Origin of the sequence: Enterobacter cloacae complex sp. IR5450 (assembly GCF_049238665.1) — a bacterium.
Lineage (GTDB): Bacteria > Pseudomonadota > Gammaproteobacteria > Enterobacterales > Enterobacteriaceae > Enterobacter > Enterobacter hormaechei_C.
In genome coordinates, this window is record NZ_JBMKIC010000002.1 from 66,761 (window position 1) to 93,708 (window position 26,948).

General features: G+C 54.3%; 26 protein-coding genes, 2 tRNA genes and 1 other annotated feature. Of the genes, 14 read left to right on the top strand and 14 right to left on the bottom strand.

Annotation, left to right across the window (positions count from 1 at the left end):
• Window positions 1-253: 253 nt before the first annotated feature.
• Both shiA and ACOTYB_RS02675 read left to right on the top strand, forming a co-directional pair.
• On the top strand, window positions 254-1,570 hold the full coding sequence (shiA, locus tag ACOTYB_RS02670; protein ID WP_017383305.1) for a shikimate transporter: 1,317 nt from the start codon (window positions 254-256) through the stop codon (window positions 1,568-1,570).
• A 76-nt stretch (window positions 1,571-1,646) separates the two neighbouring features.
• Complete coding sequence (locus ACOTYB_RS02675) at window positions 1,647-3,101, top strand: AMP nucleosidase (RefSeq protein ID WP_023324933.1); 1,455 nt, start codon at window positions 1,647-1,649, stop codon at window positions 3,099-3,101.
• Between the two features lie 133 nt (window positions 3,102-3,234).
• Here ACOTYB_RS02675 and ACOTYB_RS02680 read toward each other — a convergent pair.
• Both ACOTYB_RS02680 and emmdR read right to left on the bottom strand, forming a co-directional pair.
• A tRNA-Asn gene (locus ACOTYB_RS02680) sits at window positions 3,235-3,310 on the bottom strand.
• 103 nt (window positions 3,311-3,413) lie between these two features.
• Window positions 3,414-4,832 (bottom strand): multidrug efflux MATE transporter EmmdR, encoded by a 1,419-nt coding sequence (emmdR, locus tag ACOTYB_RS02685; RefSeq protein WP_023324934.1) that lies wholly within the window; start codon window positions 4,830-4,832, stop codon window positions 3,414-3,416.
• Window positions 4,833-5,058: 226 nt separating this feature from the next.
• Here emmdR and ACOTYB_RS02690 point away from each other — a divergent pair.
• A tRNA-Asn gene (locus ACOTYB_RS02690) sits at window positions 5,059-5,134 on the top strand.
• 147 nt (window positions 5,135-5,281) lie between these two features.
• On the opposite strand, the gene ACOTYB_RS02695 is transcribed toward ACOTYB_RS02690, so the two are convergent.
• The 4 genes from ACOTYB_RS02695 to dacD all read right to left on the bottom strand — a co-directional run bounded on the left by ACOTYB_RS02695 (window position 5,282) and on the right by dacD (window position 8,679).
• Complete coding sequence (locus ACOTYB_RS02695; protein ID WP_000450410.1) at window positions 5,282-5,617, bottom strand: DUF496 family protein; 336 nt, start codon at window positions 5,615-5,617, stop codon at window positions 5,282-5,284.
• A gap of 147 nt (window positions 5,618-5,764) precedes the next feature.
• Window positions 5,765-6,823, bottom strand: a complete 1,059-nt coding sequence (locus ACOTYB_RS02700) for an FUSC family protein (RefSeq protein ID WP_220153205.1) — start codon at window positions 6,821-6,823, stop codon at window positions 5,765-5,767.
• Window positions 6,824-6,914: 91 nt separating this feature from the next.
• Window positions 6,915-7,388, bottom strand: a complete 474-nt coding sequence (gene sbmC, locus ACOTYB_RS02705) for a DNA gyrase inhibitor SbmC (RefSeq protein ID WP_023314443.1) — start codon at window positions 7,386-7,388, stop codon at window positions 6,915-6,917.
• Window positions 7,389-7,506: 118 nt separating this feature from the next.
• Window positions 7,507-8,679 (bottom strand): serine-type D-Ala-D-Ala carboxypeptidase DacD, encoded by a 1,173-nt coding sequence (gene dacD, locus ACOTYB_RS02710; protein ID WP_047740833.1) that lies wholly within the window; start codon window positions 8,677-8,679, stop codon window positions 7,507-7,509.
• Between the two features lie 191 nt (window positions 8,680-8,870).
• Here dacD and sbcB point away from each other — a divergent pair, with 191 nt between their 5' ends.
• Window positions 8,871-10,307, top strand: a complete 1,437-nt coding sequence (gene sbcB / locus ACOTYB_RS02715; RefSeq protein WP_015572402.1) for an exodeoxyribonuclease I — start codon at window positions 8,871-8,873, stop codon at window positions 10,305-10,307.
• Window positions 10,308-10,430: 123 nt separating this feature from the next.
• On the opposite strand, the gene plaP is transcribed toward sbcB, so the two are convergent.
• The 4 genes from plaP to ACOTYB_RS02735 form a co-directional block, all read right to left on the bottom strand.
• Complete coding sequence (plaP, locus tag ACOTYB_RS02720) at window positions 10,431-11,789, bottom strand: putrescine/proton symporter PlaP (RefSeq protein WP_003859499.1); 1,359 nt, start codon at window positions 11,787-11,789, stop codon at window positions 10,431-10,433.
• Window positions 11,779-11,841 (bottom strand): membrane protein YoeI, encoded by a 63-nt coding sequence (gene yoeI / locus ACOTYB_RS02725; protein ID WP_099458931.1) that lies wholly within the window; start codon window positions 11,839-11,841, stop codon window positions 11,779-11,781. The genes plaP and yoeI overlap by 11 nt, the downstream gene beginning before the upstream one ends.
• Window positions 11,842-12,060: 219 nt before the next feature.
• The gene (locus ACOTYB_RS02730; protein WP_409248745.1) at window positions 12,061-12,990 is read right to left on the bottom strand and encodes a LysR substrate-binding domain-containing protein; all 930 of its coding nucleotides are present in this window, start codon (window positions 12,988-12,990) and stop codon (window positions 12,061-12,063) included.
• Between the two features lie 41 nt (window positions 12,991-13,031).
• Window positions 13,032-13,856: an SDR family oxidoreductase gene (locus ACOTYB_RS02735; RefSeq protein ID WP_058659474.1), complete on the bottom strand. Its 825-nt coding sequence runs from the start codon at window positions 13,854-13,856 to the stop codon at window positions 13,032-13,034.
• A 172-nt stretch (window positions 13,857-14,028) separates the two neighbouring features.
• Between ACOTYB_RS02735 and hisL the strand changes: the two genes are divergently transcribed.
• From hisL to hisIE, 9 genes are all read left to right on the top strand, one after another.
• Window positions 14,029-14,079 (top strand): his operon leader peptide, encoded by a 51-nt coding sequence (gene hisL, locus ACOTYB_RS02740; protein WP_099516347.1) that lies wholly within the window; start codon window positions 14,029-14,031, stop codon window positions 14,077-14,079.
• Window positions 14,055-14,178: a sequence feature (His leader region), on the top strand. Its footprint overlaps the gene before it by 25 nt.
• A gap of 45 nt (window positions 14,179-14,223) precedes the next feature.
• A complete protein-coding gene (gene hisG, locus ACOTYB_RS02745) occupies window positions 14,224-15,123 on the top strand; it encodes an ATP phosphoribosyltransferase (protein ID WP_003859492.1) in 900 nt (299 codons plus the stop codon).
• A gap of 5 nt (window positions 15,124-15,128) precedes the next feature.
• Window positions 15,129-16,433: a histidinol dehydrogenase gene (gene hisD, locus ACOTYB_RS02750; RefSeq protein ID WP_003859490.1), complete on the top strand. Its 1,305-nt coding sequence runs from the start codon at window positions 15,129-15,131 to the stop codon at window positions 16,431-16,433.
• A complete protein-coding gene (hisC, locus tag ACOTYB_RS02755; RefSeq protein WP_058648558.1) occupies window positions 16,430-17,491 on the top strand; it encodes a histidinol-phosphate transaminase in 1,062 nt (353 codons plus the stop codon). Before hisD ends, hisC begins: the two co-directional genes overlap by 4 nt.
• The gene (hisB, locus tag ACOTYB_RS02760; RefSeq protein ID WP_003859487.1) at window positions 17,488-18,555 is read left to right on the top strand and encodes a bifunctional histidinol-phosphatase/imidazoleglycerol-phosphate dehydratase HisB; all 1,068 of its coding nucleotides are present in this window, start codon (window positions 17,488-17,490) and stop codon (window positions 18,553-18,555) included. The genes hisC and hisB overlap by 4 nt, the downstream gene beginning before the upstream one ends.
• Window positions 18,555-19,145 carry an imidazole glycerol phosphate synthase subunit HisH gene (hisH, locus tag ACOTYB_RS02765; protein WP_003859485.1) on the top strand — a complete coding sequence of 197 codons (591 nt, stop codon included), beginning with the start codon at window positions 18,555-18,557 and terminating at the stop codon, window positions 19,143-19,145. The genes hisB and hisH overlap by 1 nt, the downstream gene beginning before the upstream one ends.
• Window positions 19,145-19,882 carry a 1-(5-phosphoribosyl)-5-[(5-phosphoribosylamino)methylideneamino]imidazole-4-carboxamide isomerase gene (hisA, locus tag ACOTYB_RS02770; RefSeq protein ID WP_409248744.1) on the top strand — a complete coding sequence of 246 codons (738 nt, stop codon included), beginning with the start codon at window positions 19,145-19,147 and terminating at the stop codon, window positions 19,880-19,882. The genes hisH and hisA overlap by 1 nt, the downstream gene beginning before the upstream one ends.
• The gene (gene hisF, locus ACOTYB_RS02775) at window positions 19,864-20,640 is read left to right on the top strand and encodes an imidazole glycerol phosphate synthase subunit HisF (RefSeq protein WP_126525107.1); all 777 of its coding nucleotides are present in this window, start codon (window positions 19,864-19,866) and stop codon (window positions 20,638-20,640) included. The genes hisA and hisF overlap by 19 nt, the downstream gene beginning before the upstream one ends.
• The gene (gene hisIE / locus ACOTYB_RS02780; RefSeq protein WP_126525108.1) at window positions 20,634-21,245 is read left to right on the top strand and encodes a bifunctional phosphoribosyl-AMP cyclohydrolase/phosphoribosyl-ATP diphosphatase HisIE; all 612 of its coding nucleotides are present in this window, start codon (window positions 20,634-20,636) and stop codon (window positions 21,243-21,245) included. Before hisF ends, hisIE begins: the two co-directional genes overlap by 7 nt.
• Window positions 21,246-21,283: 38 nt before the next feature.
• Here hisIE and wzzB read toward each other — a convergent pair whose 3' ends face one another.
• Complete coding sequence (wzzB, locus tag ACOTYB_RS02785) at window positions 21,284-22,264, bottom strand: LPS O-antigen chain length determinant protein WzzB (protein ID WP_126525109.1); 981 nt, start codon at window positions 22,262-22,264, stop codon at window positions 21,284-21,286.
• Window positions 22,265-22,456: 192 nt separating this feature from the next.
• Between wzzB and ACOTYB_RS02790 the strand changes: the two genes are divergently transcribed.
• A complete protein-coding gene (locus tag ACOTYB_RS02790) occupies window positions 22,457-23,461 on the top strand; it encodes an NAD-dependent epimerase (RefSeq protein ID WP_045330399.1) in 1,005 nt (334 codons plus the stop codon).
• A 48-nt stretch (window positions 23,462-23,509) separates the two neighbouring features.
• Here the strand turns inward: ACOTYB_RS02790 and ugd are convergent, their stop codons facing one another.
• The 3 genes from ugd to rfbB form a co-directional block, all read right to left on the bottom strand.
• On the bottom strand, window positions 23,510-24,676 hold the full coding sequence (gene ugd / locus ACOTYB_RS02795; protein WP_003859477.1) for a UDP-glucose 6-dehydrogenase: 1,167 nt from the start codon (window positions 24,674-24,676) through the stop codon (window positions 23,510-23,512).
• Between the two features lie 239 nt (window positions 24,677-24,915).
• Complete coding sequence (gene rfbA, locus ACOTYB_RS02800; protein WP_017693099.1) at window positions 24,916-25,797, bottom strand: glucose-1-phosphate thymidylyltransferase RfbA; 882 nt, start codon at window positions 25,795-25,797, stop codon at window positions 24,916-24,918.
• Window positions 25,798-26,883, bottom strand: a complete 1,086-nt coding sequence (gene rfbB / locus ACOTYB_RS02805) for a dTDP-glucose 4,6-dehydratase (protein ID WP_126525111.1) — start codon at window positions 26,881-26,883, stop codon at window positions 25,798-25,800.
• Window positions 26,884-26,948: the final 65 nt, after the last annotated feature.

Here is a 26,948-nt window from a genome sequence, read left to right on the forward strand (position 1 = left end):
TATTCCCTCAGCTTACGTCATACAGCGATCATTATTACTGTAAACCATTCAGCCCTAACCGGAGCCAAACAGGCTGATTTATGTTGTCGCCCGATAAGATGAAATTTATTTATTCTGCGCTTTCAGGAAAGATAAAAACGTTTTCTCAGGCCGCGTGTCGCGGTAGTCTCATACGTTCCGCCAATATGACGGCCGTGATGTGAGTGACCTTTTCTTATACCAATAATTAAAAATCAGTACAGACAGGACAACTATGGACTCCACCCTTATCTCCGCTCGCCGCAACGAGGAGACACCTTCGCTTAACCGCGCCCGCCGCGCCGCTTTAGGTAGCTTCGCAGGCGCCGTCGTCGACTGGTATGACTTTCTGCTCTACGGTATTACCGCTGCGCTGGTCTTTAACCGTGAATTCTTTCCCCAGATCAGCCCCGCCATGGGTACGCTTGCTGCGTTTGCCACCTTCGGCGTCGGTTTTCTGTTTCGTCCGCTGGGCGGGATAATTTTCGGCCACTTCGGCGATCGCCTTGGCCGTAAACGTATGCTGATGCTCACCGTGTGGATGATGGGTATTGCCACCGCGCTAATCGGTATTTTGCCCTCCTTTGCATCGATTGGCTGGTGGGCCCCGGTGTTGCTGGTGACGCTGCGCGCCATTCAGGGCTTTGCCGTTGGCGGCGAATGGGGCGGCGCGGCATTGCTGTCCGTGGAAAGCGCGCCGAAGAACAAGAAAGCGTTCTACAGCAGCGGCGTGCAGGTAGGTTATGGCGTGGGTCTGCTGCTCTCCACGGGTCTGGTGTCGCTAATAAGCCAGCTCACGACAGACGAGCAGTTCCTGAGCTGGGGCTGGCGTATTCCGTTTATCTTCAGCATTGTGCTGGTCGTGGTGGCCCTGTGGATCCGTAACGGCATGGAAGAGTCGGCTGAGTTTGAGCGGCAGCAGCGCGAAAAACCGGTCGCCAAAAAACGGCTGCCAGTGATGGAAGCGCTCGTGCAGCACCCTGGCGCTTTTCTGAAAATTATCGCCCTGCGCCTGTGCGAACTGCTGACGATGTATATCGTCACCGCCTTTGCCCTCAACTATTCCACGCAAAACCTCGGCCTTCCGCGGGAATTGTTCCTGAATATTGGCCTGGTGGTGGGCGGGATCAGCTGCCTGACCATCCCCTGCTTCGCCTGGCTGGCGGATCGCTTTGGCCGTCGACGGGTGTATATCACCGGGGCGCTCATAGGCACACTTAGCGCCTGGCCGTTCTTTATGGCCCTGGAGGCACAGTCGGTCTTCTGGATTGTCTTCTTCGCGATCATGCTTGCAAACATCGCTCACGATATGGTGGTCTGCGTGCAGCAGCCGATGTTTACCGAGCTGTTTGGCGCAAGCTACCGCTACAGCGGCGCGGGCGTGGGATATCAGGTGGCGAGCGTGGTCGGCGGCGGGTTTACGCCGTTTATCGCCGCCGCGCTGGTGACGTTCTCCGGCGGTAACTGGCATAGCGTGGCGATTTATCTGCTGGCGGGTTGCCTGCTTTCTGCTGCCACCGCCCTGTTGATGAAGGAAACCGCGCACAGCTGATCTCCTCACTTTTGTTTCACAGGCGTGTGACATACTATCGGGTAAAGCCGCACACCTGTGGAACAAGGAGACAGACATGAATAATAAGGGCTCCAGCCTGACCCCGGCTCAGGCACTGGAAAAACTCGACGCGCTGTATGAACAGTCCGTCAATGCACTGCGCAGCGCCATCAGTGACTATATCGAAACAGGGAAACTTCCCGATGAAAAGGCCAGAACCCAGGGCCTTTTTGTTTATCCATCGCTCTCTGTCACCTGGGACGGTAGCGCCAGCAGCAATCCGAAAACCCGCGCCTATGCGCGTTTCACCCACTCCGGCTGTTACAGCACAACCATCACGCGACCTGCGCTGTTCCGCCCCTACCTGGAAGAGCAGCTTACCCTGTTGTATCAGGATTACGGCGCGCATATCAGCGTTGAGCCGTCCCTGCACGAGATCCCTTACCCGTACGTGATAGACGGCTCAGCGCTGACGCTGGATCGCTCCATGAGCGCAGGGCTGACCCGTCATTTCCCGACCACTGAGCTGTCGCAGATTGGCGATGAGACGGCGGACGGGATCTATCACCCGGCAGAGTTTTCACCGCTGTCGCACTTTGATGCCCGCCGTGTCGATTTCTCGCTGGCACGCCTGCGCCACTACACCGGCACGCCAGCCGAACATTTCCAGCCGTTCGTGCTGTTTACCAACTACACCCGCTATGTAGACGAATTTGTTCGCTGGGGCTGTAGCCAGATCCTCGATCCGGACAGTCCTTACGTCGCCCTCTCCTGCGCGGGCGGGATCTGGATCACCGCCGAAACCGAAGCACCGGAAGAGGCCATCTCCGACCTGGCGTGGAAAAAGCACCAGATGCCCGCCTGGCACCTGATCACCGCCGACGGTCAGGGCATTACGCTGATTAACATCGGCGTTGGCCCGTCGAATGCGAAAACCATCTGCGACCATCTGGCGGTACTGCGCCCGGACGTCTGGCTGATGATCGGCCACTGCGGCGGCCTACGTGAAAGCCAGCTAATTGGCGATTACGTCCTCGCCCACGCTTATCTGCGTGACGACCATGTTCTTGACGCGGTTCTGCCGCCGGATATTCCTATCCCGAGTATCGCGGAAGTGCAGCGCGCTCTGTACGACGCCACCAAAGAGGTGAGCGGCATGCCGGGTGAAGAGGTGAAACAGCGCCTGCGTACCGGTACGGTCGTTACCACCGACGATCGTAACTGGGAGCTGCGCTATTCCGCCTCCGCCCTGCGTTTCAATCTTAGCCGTGCGGTCGCAATCGATATGGAAAGCGCCACCATTGCCGCGCAGGGCTACCGCTTCCGCGTCCCTTACGGCACGCTGCTGTGCGTGTCCGATAAACCGCTGCACGGCGAGATCAAACTGCCGGGCCAGGCGAACCGTTTTTACGAAGGGGCGATCTCAGAGCACCTTCAGATTGGTATTCGCGCCATCGATTTACTGCGTGCAGAGGGCGACAAACTGCATTCCCGCAAGCTGCGCACCTTCAATGAGCCACCGTTCCGCTGATAACAAGGACACATCACGCATACCACTCACCCGGCCTGGGATTTCGTAGGTCGGGTAAGGCGAAGCCGCCACCCGACAATTTCACGAACGCAGAAAAGCAAAAAGCCTGCTTTAAAAGCAGGCTTTTTAAATTTGGCTCCTCTGACTGGACTCGAACCAGTGACATACGGATTAACAGTCCGCCGTTCTACCGACTGAACTACAGAGGAATCGTGTGAACGGGGCGCATATTATCGATGCGCCCTGAGGATGTCAAAGGGTGAATGCAGATTTTCAATCGTTTGCCGATTTATTCTCCACTTCGCACATTTGTCAGGCACTTGCCGTTTCCGAAACCTCCTGCTCCGGTTTTTTTCGCGGATATTTCCACAGCCAGCGCCCGCTCACCATGCGCCAGTAGAACAGCGCGCCGCGCACGGCCCAGTCAAGGAACATCCCCAGCCAGACGCCGACAACGCCCATACCTAACATCACCCCCAGCGTGTAGCCCGCCACGACGCGACAGCCCCACATGCCGAGCATGGAGACCCACATCGCAAACCGGGCATCGCGCGCCCCTTTCAGCCCGGCAGGAAGTACCCAGGACGCGGCCCAGATTGGCATAAACGCCGCGTTGAGCCAAATGAGCACCTTCACGACCTCTTTCACGTCGTTTTCATGCGTATAGAACGAGGCCATCAGCCCGGCAAAAGGCGCAGTTCCCCACGCAATCGCCGTCAGTCCAATGGTTGAAAGCCAGAAGACATGCCGAAGCTGCCGTTCCGCCTGCCCTATCTGCCCCTTTCCGAGACGTCTGCCGGTGATGATCGTCGACGCCGACCCCAGCGCGTTTCCCGGCAGGTTAATGAGTGAGGCAATGGAGAAGGCAATAAAGTTGCCGGCGATGACGTCTGTTCCCATCCCGGCAACAAACATCTGCGTCAGCAGTTTCCCGCCGTTAAACAACACGGATTCGATGCTGGCCGGGATCCCGATCCCCATCACTTCCCAGATGATGGCGAAGTTAAGCGGACGGAAATAACTTTTCAGCGTCAGGCGCAGCGATGGCGTAATTCCCGCCATCAGTACGCCAATTATCGCTGCCGCACCAATATAGCGGGAAATGGTCAGCCCTAAACCCGCGCCGACAAAGCCCAGCCCCTCCCAGGAAAAGACGCCATAAATCAAAACGCTGCTGATAATGATGTTCAGGATGTTCATGCCGCCGTTGATCAGCAGCGGGATTTTGGTATTCCCTGCTCCACGAAGCGCACCGCTACCAATCAGCGCGATGGCAGCCGCCGGATAACTCAGCACCGTCATTTCCAGGTAGGTGAGAGCCAGATCCTTCACCTCACTGGTCGCTTCTCCCGCGACAAAGTCGATAATTTCTTTGCCGTAATAATGGATAACCGCCGCAAGGATGATCGAAAAGAGGGTCATGATCATCAGCGACTGTCTGGCCGCTTCGCGGGCACGCTTCGGATCGAGCTTACCCAGGCTAAACGCCACCACCACCGTCGTACCGAGATCGATAGCGGCAAAGAAGGACATCACAACCATATTGAAACTGTCCGCCAGCCCTACCCCGGCCATAGCTTCTTTACCGAGCCAGCTCACCAGGAATGTGCTCAGCACGCCCATCAACAGGACGCAGGTATTCTCCAGGAAAATAGGCACAGCAAGGGGGGTGATTTCACGCCAGAAGAGAACTCGATAACTCTTACGTTTTGCATACCAGGGCGTGCGCATAATCGCCTGGCGTAGGGGTGCGGTGACGTTCAAAATGGACCTTAGCGAGAAAGTTGAAACTCCATTTCAAATGATGGGGCAGAAATGCGTATCCTGCAAAGTATTTTCCATAAAATTATGTTTGGATTTACAACAAAATGACGACAGAATCATCAAACAAACGCTTTTGCCTGAGATCAGGTTTGACAAAAGTTTTTTCGCCGCTAAGATAAGCCTCCACAACGATTCCTCTGTAGTTCAGTCGGTAGAACGGCGGACTGTTAATCCGTATGTCACTGGTTCGAGTCCAGTCAGAGGAGCCAAATTTAAAAAGCCTGCTTTTAGAGCAGGCTTTTTGCTTTTTTGCGTTCGGTAAAATTTTCGGGTGGCGGCTTCGCCTTACCCGACCTACGTGATAACAGTCCTGTAGGCCCGGTAAGCGCAGCGCCACCGGGCAACAGAGTGTGCGATTACTCGCCTTTAGCGTCGACGTTTTTGATTTCGCCCATCACTTTCAGCTTCTTGGAGATGTCGCGACGCTCTTTGGACAGCTCAGCGTTTTTGATGATGTAGTCATCAACGCGATCTTCATAATCGCTCTTCATGCTGGCGATGATGCCCTGAATAGCTTCAACGCTCATACCTGGCTTGATGTAGTCGCTCAGGTTGTCCAGCAGCAGGACACGTTTCTGGTTGTCACGGATCTTCTTCTCTACGTCCTGGATTTCGCGCTGTAGCTTGTTTTTGCGGCGGAACAGGCGGACGAACTCCAGAACATCCTGGAACGAAGGCTTGGTAGTTTCCATTTTTACACCCCTGATAATGTGAGATTCGGATTCGTTAAAGCAACCGTTTTAACAGACAGCGGCTGCGAATGACAATGAGTATATCGTTTAAAACCATCATAACCCTAATTGTTGCTGAATCGAAGCAGCAGGCATCACATACGCTTTTTATTTGCGCAGAGCCCGGCAAATCAACTGCGATAACAACTCCAGCTGCCGCGCCAGCTCCATACTCAGCCAGACATAACCATGGATGGGCGTTTCCGCCACATTGTCGCCCTGGCGCTCATTCATCAGCTGTTTGAGCTCGGCGACGATTTCGTTCAGCCGCTCGCTGTTCGCCCGTATTGGCTGCGGGTTACCTTCATAGAGCGCATGAGCGATGGTCAGCAGGGTTTGTTGCGTCATCTGCTGCGTCTCTTTCAGCGTATGCGCGTTGAGCATCAGAAGATGGCTGGGGCGTGAGGCCCAGTGGGCATTGATTTGCAGTTCAAGCATACAGACCAGATTACGGCTGACCGTCTGAATAGCTTCAAAGATGGCTTTCTGGATATGGGTTTCTTTGCTTGCTGGCGTAATTAACCTGCGCATTTTGACCACATCATTGAGGATTTTTTGCAGATGCTTTTCCAGCCGCGGACGCTCAATCAGATTCGGCGAAAACCCGGCCTGGTAGACCCGGTTAAATGCCGTGACGTAGTTTGCCATCTGAATGCGCCAGTGCAGGAAGGCGCGCTGCGGCCAGATGCCGGTAAACAGCATGGCGAGCAACGAGCCGAGGATCACGTCCCCGCTTCGCCACAATGCGGTGGTCATATCGCCCGCAGGTGCGCCGACCACAACCGCGAGCGTAATGCCAATCAGCAGCGCCTGATACGGTTTCTTGCCGAGGGCCAGCCATCCGCAAAGAAACATCGCCACCGCGCACCACAGCAACATGAACGGAAATGAAATCAGCTCCAGCTTCAGGGCGATAAGCCCAAGCGCTGAGCCTAAAACGGTACCGCCTATACGTTCGAAAGCGCGCGGGACCACGTTCCCCCAGAATGAGATCGGCCCCATCACCACCACCAGCGTGATCAGCGGCCACGTCCCTTCCGGGATATCCAGCAAACGAACCAGTACGAAGGTCAACACAAACGCCAGCGCAATGCGGCAACCGTGCACCACGCGATAATGTTTGTATAACCGAATTTCAAAAGGGGTTAATGACTTGTCGGGGCGCACACCCGTCTCCAGCTCTACGGCAAACCACAATTGTACTGTGTTTTCAGCCGGGTGGATCGCGCCCGGCTGAAAAACCCTGCGTTTCGCAGGATTATCCCACTTTGTGCTCTACCGGTACAAACATCTCAATATCCCAGTAGCCGTCAGCATTGCCATCGTTCAGATAGCGTTCGAAGCAGGGTTTTGCTGCAATCTGGAATTTGCTGTCTTCCAGCAGGGAGTTGAAGAACTGATACCATGGAGTAGCGAAATCATGATTTTCAACGCGCGCGGCGGCAATAGCATACTCTCCGGCAGCAATTTCGGTCATCATCACCCCTTCGCTGTTTTCAGGAATAGTGAAATCGTCTACTACCGTTACGGCGGTAACGCAGCGGAGCTTTTCTGCCGGCACGTCATCCGGATTGTCATAATAAACGGCCACCCACTCCTGCGGCTGAATATGACGACCATCTACCCACATGACCAGCTGTTCAAATCCCTGCTTGACCGTCTTTTCCCACGGCCCCACGAGATGAAAGCCTGCAATCGTACGTTTCTGTTGCTGCCTGATGCTGTAGTCCATGCTGCCTCCGTTTATTACTGTATATATATACACTTTAAAGCAGAATCGAGATTATCGGCAATCCAGGAGTGTTTATTATGTGAGCAGACTCGCAACACTGCCAGTCTGCCCGAAAAGGTCAGAGTTTATGATGCAGATAATCGCCAAGACGGGAGAAAAGCCCACCCTTTTCAACGCTTTCCAGCGTAACCAATGGCCAGTGCGCGACCACCTTGTCACGATCGTACAGCTGGATCTCCCCTACCCGCTGATGCGCGGCGATCGGCGCTTCCAGCTCTTTTTTATCCATCACGTATTTCGCCTTGATGTTCGGCACTTCCGATTTGGGTAATGCCAGCCAGAAGTCCTGATCCGTGCCCAGCGCGATCTGCTCTTTATCGCCGTACCAGATGCGCTCGGTTCCCACTTTTTTACCGTTATGCAGGATCTGCACCGTATCAAAATTTTGCTGTCCCCAGTGCAGCAGCTTGCGCGCCTGATCTTCACGTCCTTTCGGGCTGTCTGCCCCCATCACCACCGCAATCAGTCGACGCTGACCGTCCACCGCTGAGGCAATCAGGTTAAAGCCCGCGCCCGAGGTGTGTCCCGTTTTCAGGCCATCCACGTTCATGGTCTTATCCCACAGCAGGCCGTTGCGGTTCTGCTGGGTGATGCCGTTCCAGGTCAGGCTCTTCTCGCTGTACATGTGGTAGAACTCAGGCTCGCCGTGAATGATGGCCCGGGAAAGCACGGCGAGATCGTAGGCGGAGCTGTGCTGACCCGGTGCATCCAGCCCGTGTACGGTTTCGAAGTGGGTATCGCGCAGGTTCAGTTTTTCAACATAGTCATTCATCATCCTGACGAACTGCGGCTGACCGCCCGCCACGTGATCCGCCAGCGCCACGCAGGCATCATTGCCGGAATCAACAATCAGGCCGCGGCTGAGATCGCGCACGGAAACCCGATCGCCCTCCTTCAGAAACATCAGCGACGAACCGTCAAAGACCGGATTGCCTTTTGCCCAGGCGTCACGTCCGACCGTCACAATGTCATCGGGGCTGATGCGGTGGCTATCAATGGCGCGATCGACAACGTACCCCGTCATAAGTTTGGTCAGGCTCGCCGGATTGCGCTGCTGATGTTCGTTGCCCGCCGTTAAGATTTGACCCGTGGTGTAATCCATCAATACCCAGGAGCCAGCCTGGATGGCAGGCGGCTGAGGTGAAAAATCCAGCGGCTCGGCAGCCAGCGCGGATGAAATACTCGAAGCGAGTAAAGAAACAGCAATAAACAGACGGCGTTTCAACGGTATATCCTCAGGTCAGTAAAAATCGATGACCTTTTTACGGGAGTTCTGATGTCGTTACCTGCCTTAATTGCAAAAAAATGTGACAGAACGCAGATTTTTTCGGAACAAATCTCGCAAATTTCTTGCCTGACGGTGCTTTTTGTTCGGACTGCTCACCCCAATCGTTTACCATAGAGACGTCAACTTTTAACAGGATGAGATTACTGGTGTCTGACTCTGCCGCGCGCCCGACTTTTTTGTTCCACGATTACGAAACCTTTGGCACCCATCCGGCGCTGGACCGACCGGCGCAGTTTGCGGCTATCCGTACCGATGACGAATTTAACGTCATCGGCGAACCCGAGGTGTTTTACTGTAAGCCCGCCGATGACTATCTGCCGCAGCCGGGCGCGGTGATGGTGACGGGCATCACGCCTCAGGAAGCGCGGGATAAAGGCGTTAGCGAAGCAGAATTTGCCCGTCGCATCCACGACCTGTTCACGGTGCCCAATACCTGCGTGGTGGGTTACAACAATATCCGTTTTGACGATGAAGTGACGCGCAATATCTTCTACCGCAACTTCTACGATCCGTATGCCTGGAGCTGGCAGAACCGTAATTCACGCTGGGATTTGCTGGATATCATGCGCGCCTGCTATGCGCTGCGCCCGGAGGGGATTAACTGGCCGGAGAACGACGACGGCTTGCCGAGCTTCAGGCTCGAGCACCTGACGCGGGCCAACGGCATTGAGCACAGCAATGCCCACGACGCGATGGCAGACGTTTACGCGACCATCGCTATGGCGAAACTTGTAAAAACCGCGCAGCCGCGCCTGTTTGAGTATCTGTTGAGCCATCGCAGCAAGCAAAAGCTGATGACGCTGATTGACGTGCCGCAGATGAAACCGCTGGTGCATATTTCAGGGATGTTCGGCGCGTGGCGCGGGAACACAAGCTGGGTGGCGCCGCTTGCCTGGCATCCGGACAACCGTAACGCCGTCATCATGGTGGATCTTGCCGGAGATATCTCCCCGCTGCTTGAGCTCGACAGCGACACCTTACGTGAACGGCTCTATACGCCGAAAGAGGCGCTGGGTGACCTGCCAGCCGTACCGGTAAAACTGGTGCACATTAATAAGTGCCCGGTGCTGGCGCAGGCCAACACGCTACGCCCGGAAGACGCCGACCGGCTGGGGATTAACCGTCAGCACTGCCTCGATAACCTGAAAGTGCTGCGCGACAACCCGCAGGTGCGCGAGAAAGTCGTCGCCATTTTTGCCGAAGCAGAGCCGTTCGTGCCGTCTGAGAATGTGGATGCGCAGCTTTATAACGGCTTCTTCAGCGACGCCGATCGCGCGGCGATGAATATCGTGCTGCAAACCGACCCGCGTAACCTGCCCGCGCTGGATATCACCTTCGCAGATAAGCGCATTGAGAAGCTGATGTTTAATTATCGCGCGCGCAACTATCCCGGCACGCTGGATGAAGCAGAGCAGGAGCGCTGGTTACAGCATCGGCGCAACGTGTTTACGCCGGAGTTTCTTAATAGCTACGCCCAGGAGCTGGAGATGCTTTACGGTCAGTATGAAGGGAATGCTGAGAAGCAGGCGCTGCTGAAAGCGCTGTTCCAGTATGCGCAAGAGATTGTCTGAATAGCGGGTACAAAAAAGCCGGAGGCGATGTCTCCGGCTTTTTTTTTGCCCGATGGCGCTTCGCTTACGCGGGCCTGCGGGGTATTTAGGTCGGGTAAGACGTAGCCGCCACCCGACGCAGTCTTACGCGACGTCTTCGTACTGAGGAACCGGGTTGCGGAAGCTCTTCGTCACACAGGCCAGGTAAACCAGGCCGATACCTGCCCAAATCAGGCCAAGCACCATTGAGCTCTCTTCCAGGTTAACCCACAGCGCGCCCACGGTCATAGCACCACACATCGGCAGGAACAGATACTGGAAGTGGTCTTTCAGCGTCTTGTTACGCTTTTCACGGATCCAGAACTGAGAGATCACCGACAGGTTAACAAAGGTAAAGGCCACCAGCGCACCAAAGTTAATCAGCGCCGTTGCCATCACCAGGTCAAAGTTAATCGCCAGAAGCGCGATCGCACCGACCAGAATGATGTTCATCGCCGGGGTACGCCAAGTTGGATGCACGTAGCCGAAGAAGCTTTTCGGGAATACGCCATCGCGGCCCATAACGTACATCAGACGCGCAACGCCTGCATGCGCGGCCATACCGGACGCCAGTACGGTGATGGTGGAGAAGATCAGCGCGCCGACCTGGAACGCTTTACCCGCCACATAGAGCATAATTTCCGGCTGAGAAGCATCCGGATCTTTGAAGCGAGAGATATCCGGGAAGTACAGCTGGAGGAAATAGGTCGAGAAAATAAAGATCAGGCCACCAATCAGCGCCGTCAGGAAGATTGCACGCGGAATTACGCGCTCTGCATCTTTCGTTTCTTCAGACAGGTTGCTGATACCATCAAAACCGGTAAAGGAGAAGCACAGAATCGTCGCCCCGGTAATCATCGGGATCACATGCGCATCACCAGACCAGAACGGCTTGCTGCTCGCCAGAGTGCCCGCGCCTTCACCGTGGAACACACCGTAAATCACCATGCCGAGGATCACGGCAATCAGTACAACCTGAAGCACAACGATAACGGAGTTAAAGTTGGCAACGGACTTGATGCTGCGAAGGTTGAAGGCCGTCATAAAGGCCACCAGCGCCACGACGAACATCCAGGATGGAATCGATGGCACCAGCGCTTCAAAATAAATTTTTGCCAGCAGAATGTTGATCATCGGCGCGAACAGATAGTCGAGCAGCGAAGACCAGCCCACCATAAAGCCCACCGTCGGGCTGATGGATTTCTGGGCATAGGTGTAGGCGGAACCGGCAGACGGATAACGGCGCACCAGTTTACCGTAGCTGAGCGCGGTAAAGAGGATCGCAATCAGTGCAAAGCCGTAAGCCGTCGGCACATGACCGTCCGTGAGGCCTGATACGATACCGAATGTATCGAACAGCGTCATCGGTTGCATATAGGCAAGGCCCATCATGACAACCGGAATCAACGTAAGCGTTTTACGTAATTCCACGCGAGAGGTGTTTGGAGTTGCGTTATGCGACATAGTTATTCTCCTTTACGGTGATAACCGCCACGTAAGCGAAAAATTGCCCCATTTCTTTCTTCCTCAGCGACAACAACTGTCGGATTTTAGTAAGTATCTATCCGGTACGAAGCCCGGCCTCTTGGTTTTTAGTTTCGTTTCGTACATGCAAAAAAAAATAACCGACGCCTTTTATATCGTCGATTATTTATTTGTTTGCAGCGGCGGCATTTTGCCCTATTCAAGATACAAAAGGCAATACATTGAGAAACCTGCCCATAAAATAATTTTTCTAACTGGTTGATTTACCATCATCTGCCTGAGTGTAAACTGTCGCGATAGCACTATTTGCTAAAATTTCGTCTCGCCACCAGGCGCTGGCAAGGCCGGCGGTCTGTTCATTCCAGCCCACCCATACCGATTCGTTACTGCTCTGCGCTAAAACTTGTTTTTCCACCAGCGCTCCGCTGTCAATAAACCGCTGCGCTAAATAACGGGGAAGGTAACCGCACCCCAGGCCGCTTATTTGCAGCTCCAGCTTGGTTTTAAAATCAAAAACGGTGATGGCCTCCTGCTCATCCAGCAGCTGCGATGAAATGCCGCACTCGGGGCGAGAACTGTCTCCAACCACAATGGCACGATAGTTTTTAATGACGCGTCGGGTAACCGGCTCCGGTTCATTCGCCAGCGGGTGATGAGGCGCAACGGCAAAAACCTGCTCCAGAACACCCAGCCGCGCAAAACCAAATTCGCTCAACTGGGGAGGCTCATGCAGCGCGCCAACGATGATATCCGCCCTTCCCTGCGTCAGGGCCTCCCAGGAACCGCCCAGCACGCCATTGATAAAAACCAACCGCGTGACGCTGTGGCGCTGATAGAACGCCTCAATAAGCGGGGTAAGCAGAGAGAAAGGGAATGTATCATCAACCCCAATCACCAGCTCATTTTCCCAGCCCTGATGAAGCTTAACGGCCTGTTTTTCCAGCTCGCGAACCGTATGCAGCACGTCACGCCCTTTTTCCAGCAGCATCTGCCCTGTACGGGTGAAACGCGCGCGATGCCCGGTGCGGTCAAGGATTTGGATATTAAGATCGCTCTCGAGCTTTTGCACGGTGTAGCTCAGAGCCGAAGGGGTTTTATAGAGCTTCGCCGAGGCGGCGGCAAAGCTCCTCTCTTTTTCCAGCGCATCCAGAATAACAAGAACATCCAGCAGCGGTTTCATCTTCGCCCCCTTGCGGTGTGCGATTGTCTCCGCCGGCGCAATTATTCCATGGGCATTACCAGCGGATCGGGATACTGATATTCAAATCCCAGTTCATGGCAAATACGATTGCCATCAATAATTTTGCCTTTGCGCTCCCCCTGCGCATCACTGAATACCGGCGGCGCCAGGCCAAGCTGGCGCGCCATCAGCGGATAAAAGGTACTACGCGGCGGATGCGAAGGCGCACATATATTATAGATGTGCCCCCCTTTCGGAGCCTGTAAAAGCAGCTCTATTGCACCGATAACATCCTCAAGGTGCACAAGATTAACCCCGTGCTGGCCATCCGGCGCGGATTTACCGGCAAAGAAGCGCCCCGGATGACGCCCCGGCCCCACCAGCCCGGCCAGACGTAAGATATCCACCTGCGTGCCAGGCAGATTGTGCAGCCAGTCTTCCAGCTCTTTCAGCACCCGGCCGCTGGCGGTCACCGGACGGCGCTCGGTGTTTTCTTTCGCCGTACCGTCGATAGCGCCATAGACGGAGGTGGAGCTGGTGAAAATGATGCGCGGGATATGGTGCGCCAGGGCGCTGTCGACAATCTCCTGCACCGCCTGCAAGTAAAACGTCTCGCTCGGGCCGCTGCGCCGCGCCGGTAAGGTAATGACCAGCGCGTCCACATTCATCAGTTCATCCAGCTCGTCGGTATCGCAGATAAGCTCGGGTTCGAGACGCAGCTCGACACCATCAATGCCGCACATGCGTGCCGCTTCAACCCCATCTCGGGTGGTCTTACTCCCTGTCACCTGCCAGCCTTTCGCGGCTAATGACATCGCCAGTGGCATTCCTAACCATCCTAACCCGACAATCGCGACCTTTTTCATTACATTCTCCGCTTAACGATGCCTGTTATAAGGCTACGCCAGCCTGGTGGAACGTACAATTCATACCATCAATATGAAATGAATTAATGATCAAAAAAAGCCCTTGCTTTATGGCGTACAACTGGTTTAGGTTAAAAGACATCAAATGCATAAGCATTCAACGAGAATTTATATGACACGCGTTCCTTTTAAAAACCACCATCATCACCATCATCCTGACTAGTCTTTCAGGCGATGTGTGCTGGAAGACGTTTGGATCTTCCAGTGGTGCATGAACGCATGAAAAAGCCCCCGGAAGATCTTCTTCCGGGGGCTTTTTTTTGGACCGCATTCAGACAGGTTAAAACAGGTTAACGAGGAACACAGAATGTTAGATAACTCACGTTTACGCATAGCTATTCAAAAATCAGGCCGTTTAAGCGACGATTCACGCGAACTGCTGGCCCGCTGCGGGATTAAAATCAACCTGCACACCCAGCGCCTGATCGCCCTGGCTGAAAATATGCCGATCGACATTCTGCGCGTACGTGATGACGATATCCCGGGCCTGGTGATGGATGGCGTCGTTGATCTCGGCATCATCGGCGAAAACGTACTGGAAGAAGAGTTATTAACCCGCCGAGCGCAGGGCGAAGATCCGCGCTACTTTACCCTGCGTCGTCTGGACTTTGGCGGCTGCCGCCTGTCGCTGGCCACGCCGGTCGATGAAGCCTGGGACGGCCCGGCCGCGCTGAACGGCAAACGTATCGCCACCTCTTACCCTCACCTGCTGAAGCGTTACCTCGATCAAAAAGGCGTGCAGTTTAAATCCTGTCTGCTGAATGGCTCTGTTGAAGTGGCGCCGCGTGCGGGCCTGGCCGATGCCATCTGTGACCTCGTCTCCACCGGCGCCACGCTCGAAGCGAACGGCCTGCGCGAAGTGGAGGTGATCTACCGCTCCAAAGCGTGCCTTATCCAGCGCGACGGCGAGATGGCCGACGCCAAACAGCAGCTCATCGACAAACTGCTGACCCGCATTCAGGGCGTGATTCAGGCGCGTGAATCCAAATACATCATGATGCATGCGCCAACCGAGCGTCTGGAGGAAGTGATTGCCCTGCTGCCGGGCGCTGAGCGTCCAACCATTCTGCCGCTGGCGGGCGACCAGCAGCGCGTGGCGATGCACATGGTGAGCAGCGAAACCCTGTTCTGGGAAACCATGGAAAAACTGAAGGCGCTGGGCGCAAGCTCCATTCTGGTGCTGCCAATTGAGAAGATGATGGAGTAACGACCATGAGCTTTAACACAATCATCGACTGGAATACCTGTAGCGACGCGCAACAGCGCGAGCTGCTGATGCGCCCGGCAATTTCCGCTTCGGAGAGCATCACCCGCACCGTGGCGGAGATCCTCGATAACGTCAAAGCCCGCGGAGACGACGCGCTGCGCGAGTACAGCGCGAAGTTTGACAAGACGGAAGTCGGCGCTTTACAGGTTACCGAGCAGGAAATCATTGATGCCAGCAATCGTCTGGGTGATGACATCAAACAGGCGATGGCCGTCGCGGTGAAAAATATTGATACCTTCCACACCGCGCAGAAATTGCAGGCGGTGGATGTGGAAACCCTGCCCGGCGTGCGCTGCCAGCAGGTGACGCGACCGGTGGCGTCCGTCGGCCTCTATATTCCCGGCGGCTCTGCTCCGCTGTTTTCGACCGTCCTGATGCTGGCCACCCCGGCACGTATTGCCGGTTGTCAGAAGGTGGTGCTCTGCTCTCCTCCACCAATTGCCGATGAGATCCTGTACGCGGCGAAGCTGTGCGGCGTGCAGGCGATCTATAAAGTGGGCGGTGCGCAGGCGATTTCTGCCCTGGCGTTCGGGACAGTATCCATTCCTAAGGTCGACAAAATCTTTGGTCCGGGCAATGCGTACGTAACCGAAGCAAAGCGTCAGGTCAGCCAGCGTCTGGACGGCGCGGCGATTGATATGCCTGCCGGTCCGTCTGAAGTGCTGGTGATTGCCGACAGCGGCGCTACACCGGATTTCGTGGCCTCTGACCTGCTCTCGCAGGCCGAGCACGGCCCTGACTCGCAGGTGATTTTACTGACGCCAGATGCCGACATGGCAAAACGCGTGGGCGACGCCGTTGAGCGTCAGCTGGCTGACCTGCCGCGTGCGGAAACGGCGCGTCAGGCGCTATTGGCCAGCCGCCTGATTGTGGCTCGCGATCTTGACCAGTGCATCGCCATCTCTAACCAGTACGGTCCTGAGCACCTGATTATTCAGACCCGTAACGCGCGCGATCTGGTCGACAGCATCACCAGCGCAGGCTCAGTGTTCCTCGGAGACTGGTCACCGGAATCAGCCGGGGATTACGCCTCCGGCACCAACCACGTGCTGCCCACGTATGGCTATACCTCAACCTGCTCCAGCCTGGGGCTGGCGGATTTCCAGAAGCGCATGACTGTGCAGGAACTCTCCCGCGAAGGGTTTGCCTCGCTGGCGTCGACCATTGAAACCCTGGCCGCCGCCGAACGTCTGACTGCCCACAAAAATGCCGTGACGCTGCGCGTTGCCGCCCTGAAGGAGCAAGCATGAACATCGAAGAATTAGCCCGCGAAAATGTCCGTCGCCTGACGCCCTATCAGTCTGCGCGTCGTCTTGGCGGCAACGGCGATGTCTGGCTGAATGCCAACGAATACCCCACGCCGGTGGCCTTTGAGCTTTCGCAGCAGACGCTGAACCGCTACCCGGAGTGTCAGCCGAAAGCGGTGATCGAGAACTATGCGCAGTATGCAGGCGTGAAGCCTGAGCAGGTGCTGGTCAGCCGTGGGGCGGATGAAGGGATTGAGCTGCTGATCCGCGCCTTCTGCGAGCCGGGTAAAGACGCGGTGATGTACTGCCAGCCCACCTATGGGATGTACAGCGTCAGCGCCGAAACCTTTGGCGTGGCCTGCCGCAACGTGCAGGCGCTGGACAACTGGCAGCTGGATTTGCAGGGCATCGCCGATAACCTCGACGGCGTGAAGGTGGTGTTTGTCTGTAGCCCGAACAACCCGACCGGGCAGATTATCAATCCGCAGGATATCCGTTCTCTGCTGGAAATGACGCGCGGCAAAGCGCTGGTCGTGGCCGACGAAGCCTACATTGAGTTCTGCCCACAGGCGACACTGGCAGGCTGGCTTGAAGAGTATCCGCATCTCGTTGTGCTGCGTACCCTTTCCAAAGCCTTCGCCCTCGCCGGCCTTCGCTGTGGATTTACGCTGGCGAATAAAGCGATTATCGACCTGCTGCTGAAAGTCATCGCCCCGTATCCGCTCTCAACGCCGGTTGCCGATATTGCGGCACAGGCGCTGGCCCCGCAGGGCATCAGCGCGATGCGCGAGCGTGTGGCGCAGATCCTGGAAGAGCGTCAGTATCTTGTCGATGCCCTGAAAACGATTCCGTGCGTGGAGAAGGTGTTCGACTCGGAAACCAACTACATCCTGGTGCGCTTCACCGCCTCAAGCGCGATATTTAAATCGTTGTGGGATCAGGGCATTATCTTACGAGACCAGAATAAACAACCTACCCTGAGCGGCTGCCTGCGTATTACCGTCGGCACCCGTGCAGAGAGCCAGCGCGTGATTGACGCCCTGAAAGCGGAGAAAGTATGAGTCAGAAGTATCTCTTTATCGATCGTGACGGCACCATCATCTCGGAGCCACCCAGCGATTTTCAGGTCGATCGTTTCGACAAGCTGGCCTTTGAACCCGATGTGATCCCGGTGCTGCTGAAGCTTCAGAAAGCAGGCTATAAGCTGGTGATGATCACCAACCAGGATGGTCTGGGCACCGACAGCTTCCCGCAGGCGGACTTTGACGGCCCGCACAACCTGATGATGCAGGTGCTGACCTCGCAGGGCATCGCCTTCGACGAGGTGCTGATCTGCCCGCATATGCCTGCCGACGAGTGCGACTGCCGCAAGCCAAAATTGAAGCTTGTTGAACGTTATCTGGCTGAAGAGGCGCTGGATAAAGCCAACAGCTATGTGATTGGCGATCGCGTCACGGATATCACGCTGGCGGAAAACATGGGCATTGCGGGTCTGCGCTATAACCGCGACACGCTAAACTGGGCGATGATTGGCGAGCAGCTCACCAGACGCGACCGCTATTCCCACGTTGAACGCAACACCAAAGAGACGCAGATCGACGTGAAGGTCTGGCTCGACCGCGAAGGCGGCAGCAAGATCCACACTGGCGTCGGTTTCTTTGACCACATGCTGGATCAAATCGCCACTCACGGCGGCTTCCGTATGGAGATCACCGTTAAGGGCGACCTGTATATTGACGATCACCACACCGTGGAAGATACCGGCCTGGCGCTGGGCGAAGCCCTGAAGCTGGCGCTCGGCGACAAGCGCGGCATCAACCGCTTCGGCTTTGTTCTGCCGATGGACGAGTGTCTGGCGCGCTGCGCGATGGATATCTCCGGGCGTCCGCACCTGGAATATAAAGCCGACTTTACCTACCAGCGTGTGGGCGATCTCAGCACCGAGATGGTGGAACACTTCTTCCGCTCGCTTTCTTACACTATGGGCCTGACGCTGCACCTGAAAACCAAAGGCAAAAACGATCACCACCGCGTCGAGAGCCTGTTCAAAGCCTTTGGCCGTACCCTGCGCCAGGCGATCCGCGTGGAAGGTGACGCCCTGCCCTCGTCGAAAGGAGTGCTGTAATGAACGTGGTGATTCTGGACACCGGATGCGCCAATCTGAACTCCGTACAGTCGGCGATTATGCGCCACGGCTACGAGCCGGTGGTGAGCCGCGACCCGGACGTGGTGCTGCGTGCGGATAAACTCTTTCTGCCGGGCGTAGGCACCGCCCAGGCGGCGATGGATCAGATCCACGAGCGCGAGCTGGTTGATCTCATCAAAGCCTGTACTCAACCGGTGCTGGGCATTTGCCTCGGGATGCAGCTGCTTGGCCGCCGCAGCGAAGAGAGCAACGGTGTCGATCTGCTGGGCATTATAGAAGAAGACGTGCCGAAAATGACCGACCACGGCCTGCCACTGCCGCACATGGGCTGGAACCGCGTTTATCCGAAGGCGGGCAACAGGCTGTTCCAGGGTATTGAAGACGGCGCGTACTTCTATTTCGTCCACAGCTACGCCATGCCCGTGAATACCTACACCATCGCCCAGTGCAATTACGGCGAGGCGTTCACCGCCGCCGTGCAGAAAGATAACTTTTACGGCGTGCAGTTTCACCCGGAACGCTCCGGTGCCGCCGGTGCGCAACTGCTGAAAAATTTCCTGGAGATGTGATGATAATTCCCGCTTTAGATTTAATTGACGGTACGGTTGTTCGTCTCCACCAGGGCGATTACGGGCAGCAGCGCGACTACGACAACGACCCGCTGCCGCGGTTACAGGCTTACGCCGCCGAGGGCGCTGAGGTGTTGCATCTGGTCGATCTGACCGGCGCGAAAGATCCGGCGAAGCGCCAGATCCCGCTGCTTAAAACACTGGTGGCTGGCGTGGACGTCCCGGTGCAGGTGGGCGGCGGCGTGCGTACGGAAGCCGATGTTGCCGCCTTACTGGACGCGGGCGTGGCGCGCGTGGTGGTCGGTTCGACCGCTGTGAAAGATCCTGAGAGTGTCAAGGGCTGGTTCCGCCGCTTCGGTGCGGATGCGCTGGTGCTGGCGCTGGATGTGCGCATTGACGAACAGGGTAACAAGCAGGTCGCGGTCAGCGGCTGGCAGGAAAACTCCGGCGTAACGCTGGAAGAGCTGGTCGGGATGTATCTCCCCGTAGGGCTGAAGCACGTCCTGTGCACGGATATTTCACGCGATGGTACGCTCGCAGGCTCTAACGTCTCGCTGTATGAAGAGGTTTGCGCGCGTTATCCGCAGGTGGCGTTTCAGTCCTCTGGCGGTATCGGCGACCTGGCGGATATCGCCGCTCTGCGCGGAACCGGTGTACGTGGCGTGATCGTGGGTCGCGCGCTGCTGGAAGGCAAATTTACGGTAAAGGAGGCGATTCAATGCTGGCAAAACGGATAATTCCCTGCCTGGACGTGCGTGATGGTCAGGTTGTAAAAGGCGTGCAGTTCCGCAACCACGAGATCATTGGCGACATTGTTCCACTGGCAAAACGCTATGCCGAAGAAGGCGCAGACGAACTGGTATTTTACGATATCACCGCCTCCAGCGATGGCCGCGTGGTGGACAAAAGCTGGGTGGCGCGCGTGGCAGAGGTGATTGATATTCCCTTCTGCGTGGCGGGGGGGATTAAATCTGCTGACGATGCGGCGAAAATTCTCTCTTTCGGTGCGGACAAAATTTCCATTAACTCCCCTGCGCTCGCCGATCCAGAATTGATTACGCGTCTGGCGGACCGCTTTGGCGTGCAGTGCATTGTCGTGGGAATTGACACCTGGTTTGATGCCGCAACGGGCAAATATCACGTCAACCAGTACACCGGCGATGAAAGCCGCACGCGCGTCACACAATGGGAGACGCTGGACTGGGTGCAGGAAGTACAAAAACGCGGTGCAGGTGAAATCGTGCTGAACATGATGAACCAGGACGGCGTACGCAACGGTTACGACCTCGAGCAGCTGAAAAAAGTGCGCGCGGTCTGCCACGTTCCGCTGATTGCCTCCGGCGGCGCGGGCACCATGGAACACTTCCTTGAAGCCTTCCGCGATGCGAACGTAGACGGTGCGCTGGCCGCTTCCGTGTTCCACAAACAGATTATCAATATTGGTGAGTTAAAAACGTACCTGGACGACCAGGGCGTGGAGATCAGGGTATGTTAACAGAGCAACAACAGGCGCAGCTGGACTGGGAAAAAACTGACGGATTACTGCCGGTGGTTGTACAGCATGCCGTTTCAGGCGAAGTGCTGATGCTGGGATACATGAACCAGGAGGCGCTGGCAAAAACGATCGACACCGGCAAGGTGACGTTTTTCTCGCGCACCAAACAGCGACTGTGGACGAAAGGGGAAACCTCGGGCCACTTCCTGAACGTGGTCAGCATTACGCCAGACTGCGACAATGACACCCTGCTGGTGCTGGTCAACCCGATTGGGCCGACCTGTCACAAAGGCACCAGCAGCTGCTTCGGCGAGGCGAGCCACCAGTGGCTGTTCCTCTATCAGCTGGAACAGCTGCTGGCAGAGCGTAAATCAGCGGATCCCGAGAGCTCGTACACGGCGAAGCTGTACGCCAGCGGCACCAAGCGTATTGCGCAGAAGGTGGGTGAGGAAGGCGTTGAAACAGCGCTGGCGGCCACCGTGCATGACCGTGAGGAGCTGACGAATGAAGCGTCGGATTTGATGTATCACCTGCTGGTGCTGCTCCAGGATCAGGAGCTGGATTTAACGAAGGTGATTGAGAATTTGCGGAAACGGCATAAATAAAAAAGACCGGGGAAACCCGGTCTTTTTTTGTGTGTAAATCAGGCTCTTGGTTTGTAGTTTCTCAGCGCGTTACGGCCAAGGACGACAGCAGAACCGATGATCCCACCGAGTAGTACGGCAAGGATGAGGGTGATGGCCTTTTTAGGGCTGTCACGACGGATAGGCAGATTAGGTTTCATAACGTAACGATAGACATGAATAGTGTCTGGGTTAACGTTGAGATTCTGAATATCCAGTAAGTTCTGTTTGGTCTGGTAGTAAGCGCCTGAGAAGACCAGCGGACGTGACGCTTCGTTATCAATCATTGATTTCAGCGCTGCTGTCCCCAAAAGGAACATAGTTTCTTGAGTCACATCCTGTGTTTGCTGAATCTGGGGTGTAGTAATCTTCGCGGCTTCCGCATTCTTAAATGACTCAGTGATCTGTTTAATACGCAGATCTTTTTGCTCTTGAGCCACCTTTTCCTGGTTCTGAAGAGAGTCGTTCAGGGTTGTAATCTGCTGCTTGAGGTTATCTCTGAGGTCAAGGGTCAGTTCTTTTGCCGTCTGCTCGTCAACCTGCTGGATGTACTGAGCCAACTGCTTTTGAGCGGCTTCAGCGGATTCGCCCTGATAAGTTACCGTCAAGGGTAATGCCTGCCCTTTCACAGTTGGGTCAATGGTCAATTTCTCGGGATCTTCCTGGTTTTCCAGCGCCTGCGCTAGCGCAGAGAATGAAGAGTTGAAACGACCAATAGCACGATTCTGAATGTCCAACATGGAAGGAGCTGCCCCACCGTAGAGGATATTCAACGCATTAGAGTAAGTGGCGATTTGTGCCGCATCAGGCTGGGCTATGATAGCAGATGACGTCCATTTCTCTTTGGCTACAGTAATATAAACAACGGCGAGAACGATAAAAGCAGCAACAAATGCCCCTATTACCCACTTCCCACGCCACAGCTGTAGCACTAAATCCAGTAAATCAATTTGCTCCGGGTCATTGTTGCGTGTGACCAGGTTATTGTTGTTTTGCGTCATACAATCCCTAACAGATGAAAAAGGGCAAAAATAATCTTGTTTACTTAGTGTATCTGTTGCTGGCGATTTTTCTATAAGAATCCGATGAGTTATATCGGAAAGATGGGTTATGTAAGTGAAGTGCGACGCGCTATCATAGTCGGATTCTGATGTCCTGGGACATCAACAAGAACACTGTGAATGAGGGAAGCTATGAAATTTCTTGTAACGGGCGCGGCGGGCTTTATCGGTTCTCATGTCAGCAAGCGCCTGCTTGATGCAGGGCATGAAGTTGTTGGGATTGATAATCTGAATGATTACTATGACCCTAACCTCAAGCTCGCTCGCCTCGAACTGCTCAAATCCGAGAGTTTCACCTTCCACAAGCTGGACTTAGCGGACCGCGAGGGCATGGCTGCGCTCTTCGCCAATGAGAAATTTGACCGCGTAATCCATCTTGCCGCACAGGCGGGCGTGCGTTACTCGCTGGAAAACCCGCATGCCTACGCAGATGCGAACCTGGTAGGTCACCTGAACGTGCTGGAAGGCTGTCGCCACAACAAGGTTCAGCATCTTCTGTATGCGTCATCCAGTTCTGTTTACGGCCTCAACCGTAAGATGCCGTTTTCTACTGACGATTCCGTAGACCATCCGGTATCCCTGTATGCCGCAACCAAAAAAGCCAATGAGCTGATGTCGCATACCTATTCGCATCTGTATAACCTGCCGACCACTGGCCTGCGCTTCTTTACCGTCTATGGCCCGTGGGGACGCCCGGACATGGCGCTGTTTAAATTCACCAAAGCCATGATTGAAGGCAACAGCATCGACGTATACAACTACGGCAAGATGAAGCGCGACTTCACCTATATCGATGACATTGCGGAGGCGATTATTCGCCTACAGGACGTCATTCCTCAGGCCGATACCGACTGGACAGTCGAAACCGGTTCGCCAGCAACCAGTTCTGCCCCGTATCGCGTGTATAACATCGGTAACAGTTCACCTGTCGAACTGATGGATTACATTACCGCGCTTGAAGAGGCGCTGGGCAAAGAAGCGGTGAAAAATATGATGCCGATCCAGCCGGGGGATGTGCTGGAGACCAGTGCGGACACCAAAGCGCTGTATGACGTTATTGGATTTAAACCACAAACCTCAGTCAAAGAAGGCGTAAAAAACTTCGTCGACTGGTACCGCAACTTCTACAATGTTTAAAACAATAAACCCGGCAGAGCGCCGGGTTTTTTTATATCACGATATCAATCAGTCGCTGCCGAACAAATCGCGGGTATAGACTTTATCTTTAACGTCCGCCAGCTCTTCCGCCATACGGTTGGAGATAATTACGTCCGCTTCTTTTTTGAATGCATCCAGATCGCGGATCACACGCGAATGGAAGAACTCATCTTCCTGCATGGCCGGTTCATAAATAATCACCTGAACGCCCTTCGCCTTAATACGCTTCATGATCCCCTGAATGGAAGAAGCGCGGAAGTTATCAGAACCGCTCTTCATGATCAGACGATATACACCCACCACTTTCGGCTGACGCGCCAGAATGGAGTCTGAGATGAAGTCCTTACGCGTGCGGTTGGCATCCACAATGGCGGAAATCAGGTTGTTTGGTACCGCCTGATAGTTTGCCAGCAGCTGCTTGGTATCTTTTGGCAGGCAGTAACCACCGTAACCGAAGGACGGATTGTTGTAATGGTTACCGATACGTGGATCAAGACACACGCCCTCAATGATCTGACGGGTGTTCAGACCTAAGCTCTCGGCATAGCTGTCAAGTTCGTTGAAGTAAGCCACGCGCATCGCCAGATAGGTATTGGCGAAAAGCTTAATGGCCTCAGCTTCTGTGGAATCGGTGAACAGCACCGGAATGTCTTTTTTGATTGCGCCTTCCTGAAGCAGTGCAGCAAAACGCTCCGCACGCTCGGAACGCTCGCCAATCACGATACGGGATGGGTGCAGGTTATCGTATAACGCCCTGCCCTCGCGGAGAAATTCCGGCGAGAAGAAGACATTATCAATACCCAACTCTTCTTTAATCGATTTGGTGAAGCCCACTGGAATCGTCGACTTGATAATCATCACTGCGTTCGGGTTGATTGCCGTAACGTCTTTGATCACCGCTTCAACGGTTGAGGTATTGAAGTAGTTAGTTTTAGGATCGTAGTCGGTTGGGGTGGCGATGATGACGAAATCCGCATCGCGGTAAGCGTCTTCTTTGTCCGTGGTAGCGCGGAAGTTCAGCGGTTTGGTCGCGAGGTATTCTTCAATCTCTTTATCGACGATCGGGGACTTCTTCTGGTTAAGCATGTCCACTTTTGCCTGCACGATATCCAGCGCAACCACTTCATGGTTTTGTGCAATCAGAATACCGTTTGAGAGACCAACATAGCCTGTTCCGGAGATAGTTATTTTCATTTGTTTGACTTCTACACGTTTGAGTTTTTGATAGCCCTATAGTGGCCACCACAATGATTAACTAGGAGTTTTTTAGCGCTAATACTCATTCACTGTCAAGGTTTCAGGATTTTTGAAAAATGTTTTTGCTCAACAAAAAGACCTGTCGTTGCAATAAGCAAAGCACCTGTTTTACAGCAACAATAAGACGTTAAAGGGCACTCGACAGTAAGCAGAGGAAAACTGCTTACTTCGTCAAATCAGACTAATCCCTTGGTCAGATTCAGCAGATACTGACCATACCCGGTCTTTTTCAACGGTTCAGCGAGTACCCGAAGTTGTTCGGCATCAATAAAACCTCGTCGGAACGCAATCTCTTCAGGACATGAAACTTTTAGCCCCTGTCGCTCTTCAATTGTGGCGATAAAATTGCTTGCCTCGATCATACTCTGATGCGTTCCGGTATCCAGCCAGGCGTAACCGCGCCTCATCATCGCGACAGATAATCGTCCCTGCTGCATATAGATGCGGTTGATGTCGGTAATTTCGAGTTCACCGCGCTCAGACGGCGTTAAACTTTTGGCCATCTCAATCACATCGTTGTCGTAAAAATAAAGACCGGTTATTGCGTAATTACTCTTGGGTTGCTGAGGCTTCTCCTCAAGGCCAATTGCAGTACCGTCTTTATCAAACTCAACGACGCCATAGCGTTCCGGATCGCTGACATGATAGGCGAATACGGTCGCCCCCTCTTGCTGGCTTGCTGCGCCTTCAAGCAGTCTGGGGAGATCGTGTCCGTAGAAAATATTATCGCCTAATACCAGCGCACAATTATCCTCACCGATAAACTCTTCACCCAAAATAAACGCCTGAGCAAGGCCATCCGGGCTCGGCTGCACTTTGTACTGGATATGCAATCCCCACTGGCTACCGTTCCCGAGCAGTTGTTCAAAACGGGGAGTGTCCTGAGGCGTGCTGATAATCAGAATATCCCGTATACCTGCCAGCATAAGCGTAGAGAGCGGATAATAGATCATTGGCTTATCGTAAATTGGCAACAATTGCTTACTTACGGCCATAGTCACGGGATAAAGACGTGTACCCGATCCGCCAGCTAATATAATCCCTTTACGTTTCGTCATTTACTTACGCTCCCCATAATTTTGCTCAATCCAGCTCTTATAGGCGCCGCTTTTTACATTCGAAACCCACTCCTGGTTATTCAAATACCACTCAACCGTTTTACGGATGCCGCTTTCAAAGGTTTCCAGAGGAGTCCATCCGAGCTCGTCGCTAATTTTATGAGCATCAATTGCATAACGTCTGTCGTGTCCAGGACGATCCGTTACATAGGTAATTTGTGCGCGATAGGATGTTTCTTTCGGTAACATTTCATCGAGCAGATCACAAATGGTCTGAACGACTTCAATATTTTCCTTCTCGTTATGACCGCCAATATTATAGGTTTCTCCCGGCTTACCCGTGGTCAGAACCGTATACAGTGCACGAGCATGGTCTTCAACGTATAACCAGTCACGGATTTGATCGCCCTTACCGTAAATCGGCAATGGTTTATTATCCAGCGCATTAAGGATAACAAGAGGGATCAGCTTTTCAGGAAAGTGGTATGGGCCATAATTATTCGAACAATTTGTCACAATCCCGGGTAAACCATAGGTGCGTATCCAGGCTCGAACTAAATGGTCGCTGGACGCTTTTGACGCTGAGTAAGGGCTGCTTGGCTGGTACGCTGTTTTCTCAGTAAACAGCGGTAACGGGGTGGAGTCATAATGTTCATCGGGATGAGGCAGATCGCCGTAAACCTCATCAGTAGAAATGTGATGGAAACGGAAAGTAGATTTTGCTGCCTCGTCCAGTGAAGACCAGTAAGCACGACTTGTTTCTAACAGGATATACGTGCCAACAATATTGGTTTCAATAAACGCAGCGGGACCGGTAATAGAACGGTCGACATGGCTCTCGGCAGCCAGGTGCATTACCGCATCAGGCTGATGGGTGGCAAAAATACGCGCCATTGCCTCTTTATCACATATATCGGCATGCTCAAAAACATAGCGTTCGCTATCGCTTACTTCACGCAAGGATTCCAGATTACCGGCATAGGTCAATTTATCAACGTTAACAACGCTATCCCGAGTATTGCTAATAATATGTCGGATAACCGCGGAACCGATAAAACCGGCACCGCCAGTAACTAGAATTTTCACGCAATCTATTCCATTAAACAGTAGGTGGATCGGGCAAGATAAAAAAGCCCGGTATCGCTACCGGG